At 45.1% G+C, this 14,450-nt stretch carries 10 protein-coding genes and 1 pseudogene; 5 read left to right on the top strand and 6 right to left on the bottom strand.

All coding sequences use genetic code 11. The features are described from left to right. Window positions 1-304 precede the first annotated feature (304 nt). From SYNPCCP_RS12940 to SYNPCCP_RS12930, 3 genes are all read right to left on the bottom strand, one after another. A complete protein-coding gene (locus SYNPCCP_RS12940) occupies window positions 305-3,517 on the bottom strand; it encodes a glycoside hydrolase family 9 protein (protein WP_010873674.1) in 3,213 nt (1,070 codons plus the stop codon). A 301-nt stretch (window positions 3,518-3,818) separates the two neighbouring features. Further along, on the bottom strand, window positions 3,819-5,204 hold the full coding sequence (locus SYNPCCP_RS12935) for an MATE family efflux transporter (RefSeq protein ID WP_010873673.1): 1,386 nt from the start codon (window positions 5,202-5,204) through the stop codon (window positions 3,819-3,821). Window positions 5,205-5,337: 133 nt separating this feature from the next. Further along, window positions 5,338-5,901: a TetR/AcrR family transcriptional regulator gene (locus tag SYNPCCP_RS12930; RefSeq protein ID WP_010873672.1), complete on the bottom strand. Its 564-nt coding sequence runs from the start codon at window positions 5,899-5,901 to the stop codon at window positions 5,338-5,340. Between the two features lie 216 nt (window positions 5,902-6,117). Between SYNPCCP_RS12930 and SYNPCCP_RS12925 the strand changes: the two genes are divergently transcribed. After that, window positions 6,118-6,957: a tetratricopeptide repeat protein gene (locus SYNPCCP_RS12925; protein ID WP_010873671.1), complete on the top strand. Its 840-nt coding sequence runs from the start codon at window positions 6,118-6,120 to the stop codon at window positions 6,955-6,957. 84 nt (window positions 6,958-7,041) lie between these two features. Beyond that, window positions 7,042-8,382 (top strand): TldD/PmbA family protein, encoded by a 1,341-nt coding sequence (locus SYNPCCP_RS12920; RefSeq protein ID WP_010873670.1) that lies wholly within the window; start codon window positions 7,042-7,044, stop codon window positions 8,380-8,382. A gap of 65 nt (window positions 8,383-8,447) precedes the next feature. Here the strand turns inward: SYNPCCP_RS12920 and SYNPCCP_RS12915 are convergent. Beyond that, window positions 8,448-8,633: pseudogene (locus SYNPCCP_RS12915) on the bottom strand (hypothetical protein); the annotation flags it as partial. Between the two features lie 57 nt (window positions 8,634-8,690). Here SYNPCCP_RS12915 and SYNPCCP_RS12910 point away from each other — a divergent pair. The 3 genes from SYNPCCP_RS12910 (at window position 8,691) to SYNPCCP_RS12900 (ending at window position 13,640) form a co-directional block, all read left to right on the top strand. Beyond that, window positions 8,691-9,263 carry a Uma2 family endonuclease gene (locus SYNPCCP_RS12910; RefSeq protein WP_010873668.1) on the top strand — a complete coding sequence of 191 codons (573 nt, stop codon included), beginning with the start codon at window positions 8,691-8,693 and terminating at the stop codon, window positions 9,261-9,263. Window positions 9,264-9,408: 145 nt separating this feature from the next. Then, the gene (locus SYNPCCP_RS12905) at window positions 9,409-13,368 is read left to right on the top strand and encodes an NACHT domain-containing NTPase (protein WP_010873667.1); all 3,960 of its coding nucleotides are present in this window, start codon (window positions 9,409-9,411) and stop codon (window positions 13,366-13,368) included. Window positions 13,369-13,397: 29 nt separating this feature from the next. After that, window positions 13,398-13,640, top strand: coding sequence for a hypothetical protein (locus tag SYNPCCP_RS12900; protein WP_020862086.1), 243 nt, complete (start codon window positions 13,398-13,400; stop codon window positions 13,638-13,640). A 344-nt stretch (window positions 13,641-13,984) separates the two neighbouring features. On the opposite strand, the gene SYNPCCP_RS12890 is transcribed toward SYNPCCP_RS12900, so the two are convergent. Together SYNPCCP_RS12890 and SYNPCCP_RS12885 are read right to left on the bottom strand one after the other, a co-directional pair. Continuing rightward, the gene (locus SYNPCCP_RS12890; RefSeq protein WP_010873666.1) at window positions 13,985-14,221 is read right to left on the bottom strand and encodes a type II toxin-antitoxin system HicB family antitoxin; all 237 of its coding nucleotides are present in this window, start codon (window positions 14,219-14,221) and stop codon (window positions 13,985-13,987) included. After that, complete coding sequence (locus SYNPCCP_RS12885; protein WP_020862087.1) at window positions 14,221-14,430, bottom strand: type II toxin-antitoxin system HicA family toxin; 210 nt, start codon at window positions 14,428-14,430, stop codon at window positions 14,221-14,223. The genes SYNPCCP_RS12890 and SYNPCCP_RS12885 overlap by 1 nt, the downstream gene beginning before the upstream one ends. Between the last annotated feature and the right edge of the window lie 20 nt (window positions 14,431-14,450).

Below are 14,450 nucleotides of genomic sequence, written 5' to 3'. Positions count from 1 at the left end.
AATTTGTAACGTAAATTACACTCAGCCAAGGCATATGCAGTTTACGCATTTAGCATATGCGTTAAATTTTGTTAAACATGTTTTAGTCAATCATCATCATTATTGACCAATGATATTGATGGTATAGGCAAGGATCAATGAAGTCCTGCAGGGGGGCAAAAAAGCATTACCAGCCAATAAATTTCTATAAACTCAAATTCAAAAAGCTTTGTGAACAATTAAACCGAAAAATATTTATCGCCAGCAAAAATTTGGGGCTGGTGGGGAGTTGCCCTTCTCCCCGCAGCATTCTGAGCTTGTTTTCCTACATCCCTTGGGGCGCTGAAATACCAGGTAAAGCATTCAACTGGGCCGCCGTGAGGGGATTACCCCCAAACTGTTCCACCGACCAAGCCAATGCTCCCGTTAAGCCTGCATTGTAATCAATGGCCACTTCGTTGCTGATGTAGTCATCCCGGGAGTCGTTATAACTAAAGTCATTGGCCGCAGTGGGACCGCCCACCAAAGCACCGAACAAAATATGCTCATTGGGCAAGCCGTTGCGGAAACCGTCCCAGCCCACTCCCGAAGCTGCCCGATGGTGGGGCTGTTGGGGAAAATCATTGCCGTAACCCACCATATAGCTAGCATTGCGGGGATTACTGCCTAAAATATAGTCCACTGTGTCCTGGGCTAACTGGGCATACTTACCAGTGGGATCGGTTAAGCCGTCGGAATAGACCGCTGCCAGCATTGCCGTATTGGCCGCGTAGCGTAGGGAACCCCATTGGCTAATAAACCGCAAACCGCCGTCAGTGATTTGCACCCCATCGGTGCCATTGACCCAAGCATCTAGCCAGCGGGTCACATCTTGTTTAATCGCTTGATTACCGGTGTCTTGGGCTAATATTACCGCCACACCATAGGAGGCATCGTCCCAATTGTGGGTCCAACCCCGACTCAATCCCCCAATGTCACTGTTGTAAATGTTCAATGCCTTTTGCAGATAGGCAGAACCATCCCCCCCTGCACTATTAACCGCCCGGGACAACCACGCTGCCCCATAGGCCAACTCATCTTCATAGCCACTCCAGGAGTTGTAATAGTTCCGCACTTCGGGAATAGAGTCGGAATATTTACCCCGGTAGGTGTCCGCAAATCGATATAAAGATTGGGCATTGACTAACAATTCATCCGCATAGGCAAAATCCCCCGCTTCTCGGAACAGAATAGAAGCCGCCGCCAGGGCCGCCGCTGAACCCGCCGCCACATCGGAACCAGGTTTATTAGCAGTAACCGCCATGGCTGGCCGGGCAATGGTTTGGCTTTCCGGGGCACTCCAGAGGGAATGATCTGCTGAAGCGTTACCCACCTGGGCGACAAAAAATACTGTCTCTCCATTGGCGTTGGTAACGTGAGCTTTGAGTAGATAGTCCGTCCCCCACCGTATGGTTGCAAGGAGATCATCCATTTGGCCACTGGTTTGGTAACCGTCCGTAAATTCCACGCCGCCCCAGGCCAGGGTGGTTAATGTGGAAGCAAGGGGTAAGCCAAATTTGCCGTGGTCCCCCGCATCATGATAACCACCGGTTAAATCCAGGCTTAAACCTGCTTGTAAATTACCGCTACTTTGTCCACCAAAATAAATGCCATCCCGGCCATCCCTTAACCCGGAATCTCCCCGCCAGTCAATGCGTTTAGTGGATTCGTCTAAGTCTCCAGAACGGTTGGCTTCGTAAAACAGGAAAGATTTTTGCAACGCTTCGCCGTAATTATGGTCCCCATTGGCGATCGCCGGGGGATCGACGGGATCAACAGGATTGGGGTTAGGATTAATGGGGTCAGTGGGGGGATTGGGATTAGTGGGAGTTCCTCCAGTATTACCACCAGAGCCAGTGCTGGGTTGACCAACTATACCGCCACCGAGAAAGAGTAAATCTGCGGTTAAGGCCCCGTCGTTGGCGATCGCCGTTCCTTGGGTACCGTTAAAGCCAACTTTGACCGAACTGCCAGGGGCAATGGAAGCGGCCCATTCACTGCCGGTGACCACATAACGGGTAATGCCTCCTCCTAAATCTGTACTTTGGACAGTGGCTCCCCAGGGGCTACCGGAAATTTTATGCACCGTATCAAAGGTAAAGCTCCAGCTATTAAGCTTAGTTCCCGAAACGTTAGTTACAGTCAACTCCGCCGTAAAGCCATTCCACCAACGATTACCTCCCACCGTGACAGTGAAAGGACTAGTGGGAGAAACAGGATCGGTGGGTGGGGGCGTGACTGGATCGGTGACCGGAGGATTGGTAGTGCCTCCCCCCATGCCATCACCGGGATCAGAACCGTGGTCCATACCGCCGCCATGGTCATGGTCACCGTGATCATGGCCACTACCATGACCCCCAGCACCGCCGCTAAATTCCCCACCACCAATGGGAGTTAAACCATTACCGGGCCTGCTCTGATGACCATCGGTAATTTGTCCCGCTGGCCCCTGGGGAGTGGCTAAACCAGTGCGACTAACAACGGTAACTTGCTCGACAGTGACCCCAAAGGCATCTTCTAAGCGGTCTTCCACCACCTGGTCATGGTGAAATTCCAAATTAGCCGGAATGAGTTGACTGCGGGTTACCCCCACCAGCAACAAAGTTTGTCCCGTGGGTTGGGTGGCAATTAATAAACCCTCCGGCGTATCGCTAACGGTTAATCTTTCCCTAGTGCCGTAGTAGAGAAAGCTCAACTTCATGGTGGCGGGGTTAAAATTCTCGATCCGTTCCTGCACCCCATACTCATGGGAACGGACATAAACCGTATTACTATTTCTTGCCCCTAAACCTAATTCCCAACTGAGGACTCCGCCAATGTCCTGCCGCAGATGCTCGTTCTGCACAATGCCAAAATTGGCCGCTGTCAAATCATCAAAGCTAACTCCCCGGATAATCTGAAACTCAGGAGTCCAAGCCCAGGGATTAATGATGGCCACTTTCCCGGTGCTGGTTTTACCAAGGATGAGGTTATGCACCGACACATCGCCAAAATCCAACCTATCCACAGCGGGATTGAAACCGACAATATCGGCGGCCGCAGGATTGGCAGCAAATACTCTACCAGTGCCGGGGTTAGGAGTGGGATCTACGACTGGATCCGTGGGAGGAATAGGATCTGGATGCTGATGTTCTCCCCCAGTCCCCCCAGTATTGGCATTAACGTCGGTGAATAATAAAGCAGAAGTCAAAGAGCCGCTATTACCGATCGCCGTTCCCTGGGTACCATTAAAACCAATGGTGACGGAACCACCGGGGGGAATACTCGATGCCCAACCAGCCCCAGTTAATGTGTAGCGGGTGATGCCATTGCCCAAATCCACGCTGGTAAAAGTTGCGCCCCAGGGATTACCGGAAATTTTGTGGACAGTGTCGAAGGTGTAAGTCCAATTGCTGAGGCTAGTGGTAGAAGTGTTGGTGATGGTGAAATCAGCGGTGAAGCCATTCCACCAGAGGGAGCCGCCCACCGCTACGGTAATGGGGGAAAGGATGCTATTCATAGGGAGGAGCGTTAAAGGGAACTTTTATAACTTAAGCAACAATTTCTGGAAACCTAAACCCTTCAAGTGGAGGGTTTTTTACTGGTCATTGCCATCCTCCCCCCTCGTTGGCGATCGCCTATAGGTAAATACTCCTAAGTTGTTCCTTGTTGGCAGACAGTAATGGGAATATTTCCCCAGAGAAAATTTACAATTAGTTGCATTTAGTCTCCCCAATTATTAGTTTGATCAAGTTGAATATTTGGCTGAAAAGACATTCAATAGCTTTAACTTAATGCCAAAATTACATGGCAATTATGGATTAAGATCTAGCAACGGGAAGGGATTTTTTCCGCACCATAACCTTCTGGAATCGCCACAAATAGGCAATAGAGGCCGCCGCTAGGCCAATGTATGTTCCGATCCAAACCCCTGCCCCCGATAGAGGGGTATAAAATCCCAGTAAATAGCTTGCGGTTAAACCAATGCCCCAATAGGCGATCGTGCCAAGCACCATGGGAATGCGGGTATCTTGTAGTCCTTGTAAGACACCGTTGGCTGTTCTTTGTAACCCGTCCAATACCAGTCCAAAAGCAGCAATCTTCATAATGGAAATACCGACATTTAAAGCCTCCCCATTGGCAGGGTCATTAAGGTCAAGATATAGTCCGATAATTTGCTGGGGATAGGCCAATAAAGCGATGCCAGCGGTCAGCATGAATAATACAGCCAAACCAATACTCACCAAGGCCGCCTGTCGAATTTGTGGCCAATGCTGTTGACCAAACCATTGCCCGACCCGAACGGTGGCCGCGTAGGACATGGCCAGAGGAACCATAAACAGAACAAGCACAGTTTGGGACACCACTTGATGGGCCGCTAAAATCGGTGTTCCCAATGCCCCCATAAAAAAGCTAGCGGTTAGATATAATCCATACTCCAAAACGGCGGCGATACCGATGGGACCTCCGACCCAAAGTAACTGTTGCAGAATTCTTGGCTTCAAATGATGGAGAGAGTCGAACAATGAATATTGATGGAGGGGTTTGTGCCAAAGCATATAAACCAGCAAGGACAGAAACATAATCCAATGGGCACTGATACTAGCAATGGCTAAGCCGGTAATTCCTAGGGCAGGAAACCCCCATTTGCCAAATCCCAACCCATAGTTGCCAAGAATATTAAACAAAGTTGCTGCGATCACAATCAGCATTATCGGCCGCGCTTGGGAAAGGGCAATAATACAGCCCCGGAGCGTAGCAAAGGCGATCGCCGGAAATAAACCCCAGGCCATCACATTCAAATAGGAATCTGAAAGAATGATGGTTGTGTCAGCCTGGCCAGACCAATGCATCACCCCGTTGAGGTGGGTTATGAACAACATTCCCGGAATTGATAGCAGTAGGACAATCCATAAACCCTGACGAGTTAATTGCCCAATGCGCCGGGTTTGGCCAGCGCCATAGGCCTCTGCCACTAGGGGGCTGACCCCGGAGATTAATCCCACCCCAGTCATCATAAATGCCATAAAGATCATAGTGGCTAATCCCCCCGCCGCCAGCACATCCTGCCCCAGCCAACCCATCATGACCGTATCGACAAATCCCGTTGCCGCCTGAGCCATTTGAGCACCGGCCAGGGGCACTGCTAATTTAAGAAATTCACGGGCCTCTGCTTGCATGCCAAATCGCATTGAAATATCTGTCATAGCATTGACCCAAAGAACTAAAATAGTTATTAAATATGAAAAAACAAATTTTCTCTAAAGATATTCCCTAGAGCCACCAACCAGCGCTGGAAACCATTTGGCAAACGTCGGCAAAAGATGAAAAATTGGGAAACTATAGCTGGGCCAGTTTCAGAGCAGTGGCAATGACCTGGGAGCGCAGGGGGTCTTCCAGGGGAGCAAAACCGTGTAAGTGGGTTAACCAAAGACCGTCCATAGCTAATCGAATCACCGTTGCTACGGCCGGATCGAGCCCGCTAGCCATAATCTGCCCATGGCACTCTTGCCAAAAATGTCGCATGGGGGCCAACAATTCAGGATTGGTGAAGTTTGCGGCCAGCAAATTGAAATGGAGTTCATAATTTTCCTGGTCGTCTAGCGCTGAGGCTCGAATATAAGCCCTAACCCAATGCCCTGGGGTGTCGGGGGCTGGATCATTGGCAAGTTCCTGATGCAATGTTTCCACAAACCTGTCTAGGGCCTGCTGAACCATGCCCGCAATTAAAGCCTCCTTGGTGGGAAAGTAGTGTAACAATCCGCCTTTGCTCACCCCTGCTTCACTAGCCACCGCATCCAAGGTGAGGGCGTCCACCCCTTGACTAACAATGACTTGATTAGCCGCAGTTAGTAGTTGGCTGGGTTGGATGGACTTGGAACGAAGCCTTTTTCCAGAAACCATATAATTTCGCCTCCGCAGATAATGCAAATATTCTTTTTTAAATTGACAGAAGACCTGGAAATAATTAAACCGTCCAGTTGGTTGGACACTTTCAAGATACCGTCCGGTCGGTCGGAAGTCAAGTTCACCGGGGCGCAATAATTTGAAGATTACCGCGGAGAAAATTTACAATGAGTTGCATCCAGTTGATCCCATTCCCAACTCCAGATTTTTTTAATGCTTTCCCTTCTACGAAAATATTTTGCTTTGCTTATGCCCTCCCTCTGGGGCATTGTGTTGGTAGGTTTGTTGCTGTTTTTTCCTTCCCCAGTCTGGGCAACGGAAAGCCCCATTCCCCTTACCGATGAACAGTTAGAAGTGGGAGATAGCCTGACGGATAAAGCCTTTGCTGCCACTGAAGCAGGGGATTTTGTCACCGCCGAGAAATATTGGACGGAATTGATCGAAAAGTTTCCCCAGAATCCGGCTGTGTGGAGCAATCGGGGTAATTCCCGGGTTAGCCAAAACAAATTGGACGAGGCGATCGCCGATTTTAACCAGGCCATTGAGTTGGCACCGGAACAAACGGATCCTTACCTCAACCGGGGCACTGCCTTGGAAGCTAAAGGGGAATTTAAAGCCGCCATCGCTGACTATAATCGGGTTTTAGCCGTTAACCCGGAAGATGCCTTTGCCTACAATAATCGGGGTAATGCAGAAGGGGGTCTAGGGAATTGGACCAGTGCATTGGAAGATTTCCAGCAAGCCACGGCGATCGCCCCTAATTTTGCCTTTGCCCAGGCCAATACTGCCCTAGCGTTGTACGAATTGGGACAAAAAACCGAAGCCATTCAAACCATGCGTCGTCTGGTGAAAAAATATCCCATGTTTGCGGATATGCGGGCCGCCCTCACCGCTGTGCTCTGGGTAGATGGCCAACAGGGGGAAGCGGAAAGTAATTGGGTGGCCGCTGTGGGGGTAGATAGCCGTTACCAAGATCTGGACTGGGTGAAACAGATCCGCCGTTGGCCCCCCAGTGTGATCAGTGCCCTAGACAAATTTTTGAGCTTGAGCTAAAAACCCTTTCTCGCGAAGTTTGGATAGCTTTCGACCCCGTCCATTCGCTAAATTGGAATTATTCAGTCCACCATTGACAAGACTATGCTCGATATTCAGGCGATCGCCGACCATGCTCACCAGGGAGCCGCTGCACTGGGAATTAAACAATATGACATCTACGGTTCTTCCGTGGATGATGCCGGAGTGGAGGTGGATTCTGGAGAACCGAAGCAGGTGGAAGCGTCAAACCGGGCCAGTGTAATTGTGCGAGTCTGGAACGAAAAGGGTTTGGTGGGGGTAACCAGCACCACGGATTTGGACCAAGCCGGCATTAGTTTAGCCCTGGAAACCGCCGCCGAAGCCAGTGCTTTTGGCATCACAGATAATATTCCCGACTTCAGCCCCGAAGCCCAAGTGCCCATCGGTGGCGCAGAGAATGACGTGGCGGAGCCGGCCCCTATGGGGGATTTAATTACCACACTAGTTAAAGCTGAGCAGGACTTATTGGCCAGCCATCCCGCCATCACCGGGGTGCCCTACAACGGTTTATCGGAACAGACCACGGAGCGGTTTTACCTGAACAGTGCTGGGGCCAAACGCTATGAATGCCGTTCCTATGCTTCCATTTATCTTTACAGTCGGGCAGAACAGGAAGGTAAAAAACCCCGCAGTGCCGGAGAAATGAAAATTAGTCGGGATTTGGCCAGCCTCGACATTGATGGTTGCTTACAAACAGTTAAAGAGAAAACCCTTAGCCATCTGGATTACCGCCCCATCCCCACCGGAAAATACACCGTCGTCTTTTCCGCCCGGGCTTTTTTGAGTTTGCTCGGTGCTTTTTCTAACCTTTACAATGCCCAAAGTATCCTCGATAAACAGTCCTTAGCTACCAAGGAAACCCTCGGCACGGCGATCGCCAGTGAACTGCTCTGTGTCAGCGATGATGCTCTGCACCCAGGGAATATCTCAGCGGAACGGTTTGACGGCGAAGGAACCCCCACCCGGAGAGTGGACATTATTAAAAATGGGGTTTTAACTGGCTTATTACACAGCGCTGGCACTGCTAAGCGGTTTGATACCCAACCCACTGGCCACGCTAACATCGGGTCTAAAATCACCGTCGGAGCCCACTTTTACCATGTGTATAGCGAGAAAACTGCTGAAAAAAGCTACAGTCTTGATCAAGCAGAAAACGTAGTTTATATCGATAAACTCCAAGCTCTCCACGCCGGGGTCAATTCCCTCCAAGGTTCCTTTTCCTTACCTTTTGATGGTTGGTTAGTAAATAAGGGTGAAAAGCAGAGTATTGATGCGGCCACCGTGGCAGGGGACTTTTTAGAAGTCTTAAAAACTATTGTTTACCTGGAACCGGAAGCAGAAGTCACCCCAGGGGGAGTGTGTCCCCTAGTTTGGGTGGAAGGATTGGCCATTACCGGGGAGTAGGTTAAGTACTAAAGTGCATGGCAGTGGGATGATAGGCCATGATCGCCCTGGTCGGACTATTTTGGGTAGAGACAATCGGTGTAATTATCGCCAGCAAATAGTTCTCTCGCATATTCCGCTGCTATTTCCCCCACTGTCAAAGCTTGCAAAGGAAAAACATCGGTAATATCCGACTCTTTTGGGGCAAAGAAGCCCGTAATATAAAGCCGTCGCCCTGACTTTTGCAGGGGAAATTCAAATTTGGCGATCGCCATAAAATTACTAAATCGTTAGAATAAAAGCCTAATTATTTCTGAAAACGGTAGCCTATGTTAGCGCTCCAACCCCGCTTTAAAAGCTTTGACGAGTATCTTGCGTACGAAGACGATACTGATCAACTCTATGAATTATTCAATGGGGAATTAATCGCTGTGCCGACGGAATCGGGTTTAAACTTTCAAATTGCCACATTTTTACTGCTCAAATTTGCTGAAATTGTCGGTTATCGACGGGTACGGGGACACGGTTTAGAACTAGAAGTTCACGGCGAACCCAAAAACCGTTTTCCTGATTTGACGATTATTCGAGAAGAGCATATTGCCCAATTAGCTAAACGCAATACGATTCGGTTATCGATGTTACCGCCCTTGCTAGTGGTGGAAGTTGTCAGTCCGGGGGAATTACAACGGGAGCGGGACTACATTGCGAAGCGTCAACAATATCAAGCCTGTGGCATTCCTGAATATTGGATTGTCGATCCCCAAACCCAAACGGTCTTGGTTTTAGAATTATTAGCCGGTTGTTATCAGGAAGTAGGTAATTTTAAAGAGGTAATGGCAATTCAGTCCCCTACGTTTCCCCAGTTATCGTTAACTGTTAATGAAATTTTTAAGGATCTTTGATTAACGGCGATCGCCCTGTGACTCCCTACATTAACCAAATGGTGTTCTTGCTTTAATCTCTGATGCTAGGGGCAGATAGATTATAATTAATAGAGTTTCAGAGAAATTTATCCTTGAGTTAAAAAATTTCCCCGTTCGGCTGAGCATGTCGCAACAAAACTATAATTGGAAGCGGTTCTGGTGTCCTCGCTCAGGTAACATAAGTCTGAGAGATGGCGGTTACTTAGACGATCCAAATACAAAATGGGGCAAAGCATGTAACCCAGATCTGGTGAGTTTAGAAGATATTGCTGAGATTCCTTGCCTTGTTTTATTGGGGGAGCCTGGCGTTGGCAAAACCCACGAACTAGAAAAGCTACAACGATTTACCGAAGAAACAATCTGCGAATATAGTAAAGTCCTGGGCTTGAATCTTCGAACCTTTACTAATTTAAAAGAGGATTTGTTTAGGGATAAAACTTTTTCCGACTGGTTAGAGGGTCATTATCACCTCCATTTGTTTTTGGACAGTCTTGATGAAGGACTCTTGAACGTCAAATCCTTGGCGATAGGATTGGTTGATGAGTTTAAGAAACCTAAATATCGAAGTCATATTAATCGTCTTCATCTCCGTTTAACTTGTCGAACTTTGGCGTTTCCATCCATTTTAGAAGAAGCTCTAAAAGCTCTTTGGGAAGAAAGTAACTTTGCAATTTATGAACTAGCTCCACTTCGCCGTATAGACGTAATCAACGCTGTGGAAGCTGAAGGTTTTTCTTCCGATGACTTTCTGAAAGCGATTAACCAAAGGGATATTGTACCCCTAGCGATTAAACCAATCTCTCTAGGATTTTTATTGAATACATACCGCCGTCATAACAGCCAATTTCCTCCAGAACAGAAACGTTATGAATCTTATCTTGAAGGATGCAAGTGTCTTTGCGAAGAAGTAAGTAAATGTCGTCATGCCTTAAAGGAGACAGGCAATTTAGATATTGATCAACGACTGATTGTGGCAGCTCGAATTGCCGCCGTTACGATCTTTGCTAATCGATTTGCTGTGTGGATTGATGTCGAACAGGGACAAGTTCCGGCTGAAGATGTTCCTCGTCAAAAGTTATGTTTCGGTTATGAAGAATCAAATGGAAGAGAATTTGAGATTACTCAAGAAGTAATTCAAGAAGTTTTAGATACTGGTTTATTTTCATCTCGTGGATTGCATCGAATGGGATGGGCACACCAAACCTATGCTGAGTTTTTTGCGGCTTGGTATTTGACGCAACGAAACATTGACTTATCAAAGATTAAGACATTGTTGTATTCATCTGCTGATTCCACTCCTAAGCTTATTCCACAACTTCATGAAACAGCAGTTTGGTTAGCTTCCATGAGGGATAATGTGTTTCAAGAGATAATTAAAACTGATCCTGACGTTCTTTTGCAAACCGATATACCTACTGATTCAGAGCTTCGAGCGACAATTGTTGCTAATTTATTAATGCAATATGAGGAAGAAAAATTATTTGATCGAGGATTTTGCAACGTTCGTAATTACGCAAAATTAAAACATTCTGGGCTAGCTGAGCAGTTGAAAGTTTATATTTGTGATTCCAGCAAGAAAGAGGATACACGAAGGATAGCAATTGATATTGCCATAGAGTGTAATCTCTCTGAGCTTCAAGGTGACTTAGCAAAGCTAACTCTTTGTCCATCACAGCCAATAAGTATAAGAGTTAATGCCGCCCGTGCTATTAGTTCAATAGGTGATCAATCTACAAGATTAAAGCTAAAGTCCCTTGCACTCAATGTTTTACCGGAAGATGAGCAAGATGAACTAAAAGCCTATGCGTTGAAAGCACTCTGGCCAAGGCAACTAACAGCCGAAGAATTATTTCAGGCGCTCACTCCATCGAAAAGGATAAATTTGCTTGGAATGCATCGATATTTTCTTGAGTCTGAGTTAGTTCCACAACTTGATTCCGAAGATTTAGTTATTGCTCTCGACTGGCTGAAAACTCAAGGTGTGCGATGCTTTGGGCATCCATTTGAAGAACTAGGAGATGCAATTCTGCTAAAAGCATGGGAACACGTTAACGTTCCTGGAGTACTGGAGGGTTTTACGCAAGTAGCATTATTACAATGGAAAGAGCATCAGAAACTCATTAGTCATTCTCCGAGTTTACAAGCCCAATTTCAAGAATCACTTTTGGGAAACAATCAAAAGCGTTATGCTCTTATTGAAAATTTAGTTGAAAGCATTGCAGAAAAAGATGAAGATGAAGATTTTTATTTTTTAACAAGCTCAATGACAGAACCAATTATAAGCTCCAATGATGTTGATTGGATGCTAGAAAAACTCCAAGATTCCAACCATGAAAAAATTCAAAGAGCGTGGGCTAAAATAATCGAGGAAGTATTTGATCGTCGAGATACAAAGCAGATAAGTGAAATTATTAAAGCCACTCAAAACAACTCTATTCTTAGTGACGTTTTTAGTTATTACTTTACTCCTATTGAGTTGGACTCAGAAGAAGTGACTCAATTACGTGATCATTATCTTAAAATGAAAAATTCCTGGAATAAGCCGGACTTGCTAGATCCTCCACCAAAAGAAAGAGTTATTGACTGTTTAGAGCAGTTAGAATCGGGAGATTTATCCGCATGGTGGCGACTAAATCGAGAAATGACTTTACTGCCACAAAGCAAACGTTATGGTCATAACTTAAAATTAGATCTGACTCAGCTTCCGGGATGGAAAGAAGCAGAGCAAGCAACAAAAAAAAGAATTATTCAGGGGGCAATTCAATATATTCAACAGCAAACAAATATAGATTATAGCTGGATAGGAACAAATACATATAATTTTTCCGAATTGTATGGTTGCAAGGCATTACAGTTAATCTTGACGGAAGCTCCAAGAACTTTAGACAATTTTTCAACGGATATATGGAAAAGATGGACACCCATAATCCTGTCAGTTCCTAATAGTTTTATTGACTCAAATCCAAGAAAAAATTGCCGAAAATTAGTCAGCCTCTCATATCACCATTCTCCAGATGAATTTTTGACAACGCTTTTAAAATTGATTGACAAAGAAAATCAAGATAATAATATTTTTGTGATTGATCGCTTAGAGATGTGTTGGGATGAAAAATTAGAAAATAACTTGACAGAAAAAGTAAAAGATTCTCAATTAAAGCCTAACGTATTTAGAAAGCTATTAGAAAAACTTATTGAGCAAGGAGCTGTTCAAGCCAAAGATATCGCTTTATCCACAATACGAAATTATACTAATAGTGAATTTGATAGTGAACGGCAAAAAGCATTGTTCGCCATTAAAGCACTTATCACTTATTCAGATCCAGATAGCTGGAATGTAATATGGGAAAAAATTACGGCAGATGTACAGTTTGGACGCGAGGCATTTGAATTAGCCGCTTCTTGTAATTTAAGTGGAATCAAGTTTGACTTGACTGAAAAACAAATTGCAGATTTATATGCCTGGTTAGTGTGGCAGTATCCTCATTATGAAGATCCGGATCATCGAAACGAAGTAATGGCTTATATAGTTAGCCCTAGAGATAATATTGCATTTTTTAGGAATAACTCTTTATCACAATTAAGAGACAAAGGGACCATCGAAGCCTGTGCTGAACTTGAGCGTCTTATCCAGGAGCTTCCCCATCTCCCTTGGTTAAAAGAAACGCTAACTTATGCACAACAAAATATGCGCCGTGAAACTTGGCGACCTTTTAAACCAGATAAACTTCTTGAATTTTTAATTATTCCAGAGCCTTCTAATTTAGATTTATCTAATCAACTTAGTACCATAGATAAGAGGACAGAAAAAATGGAAGATGAGCCCAAAATTATCAACAATATTTCAGATTCAACAATTAATGCTCCGGTCGGTACAAGTGGTGTAACAAGTAATAACGTGACTTGTTCTAGTCCAGAGAAACAAAAAAGATTTAATTGGGAGATTCTGTTTGGAGTGATTGGAATAATTGGAGTTATTGCAACAGTAGTTGGTATTTTTTTTAATGGTATATTTAACGATGTGCTAAAGGATAGTTTAAATGGTTCCCCTTCAAAGATTGAACAACAAGCGATGCCCAAAAATTAATAAATGGTTAACCTCCGAGGGAAAAGAGAATGCAAATTACAATCAATCTACCGCCAGATATTGAACAAGATTTACTTCGTCAAGCAAAAACAGCGAATGTTCCCCTACAAACCATCATTTTGAAAGCCTTACGCCAAATGATTGAAATGCCTACCGTTTCCACTTCCCAATGGACAGAAGTCGTTATATCTTACGAAGGTTTTCCGAATTTCCCTGAATTTGAGTCGTATCGAGATGAGCTTCTCTCTCCCTGTGAACCAGAGTTATTCTAATGCGTTACCTGCTTGATACCTATGTGATTAGTGACTTTATCAAGGGAGAGTCGGGAACAACGACCAAACTCAAACAAACCCCACCAATCGAGATTGCCGTTTCAACAATATGGCTTAGCCCTAAATCCCCAACGTGCATTAAAAATTGAACAAGCAATTGCCAGCATTTTAACGTCTGTCAATATTTTACCTCTGGGCATAACAGAGGCAGAACACGCTGCTCAAAATTATTTAAGCTTGAAAAATTAAATAGCATTGCTATACACGTGGGTATGAAGAATCAATCATCTTTATAAAATTATTTGTGTTTTTTTAATCTATGTCTTAATTTTACTTGCCTTAACTTAAGTCGTAACTAATGATTGTTGAAAAAATTGGGGAATAGGCAAAATATTCCCTTCCTCTAGCGTAGTTTCAATTAAAAAATCCAACAACTCCTTCCCTTGTTGGAAAGCCTCCTCATAGGTATCCCCATGGGTGTGACAAAAATCACCCCATTCAGGTAAACTGACCACAAAGCAGTTGTCAAGATCTGACCATTGAATAATTAAAGAATAATGGTTTTGAACATTTTCCATCATCAATTTCCTCCTTTTTGTTTAACAATTTGAATAGCTTGTAAAACATCCTTTTCTTGATAAAACTTAGCATCACTGCCATCTTTACCAGAAAGTGTGACTATTCCATCCAGTAGGGGATGATCCCATTTTGTATGACTCCCCTTGCCCGATTTACAGGTAAAACCTGATTGAAAAAGCATCGTTTTTAATTCCCTAATTTTCTTAGGCATAGCGTCAAATAAGAGAGTAT

This window comes from Synechocystis sp. PCC 6803 substr. PCC-P (assembly GCF_000284455.1).
Lineage (GTDB): Bacteria > Cyanobacteriota > Cyanobacteriia > Cyanobacteriales > Microcystaceae > Synechocystis.
The sequence above is the reverse complement of the archived record's forward strand: the minus strand, read 5'-3'. Positions and strand labels throughout refer to the sequence as shown.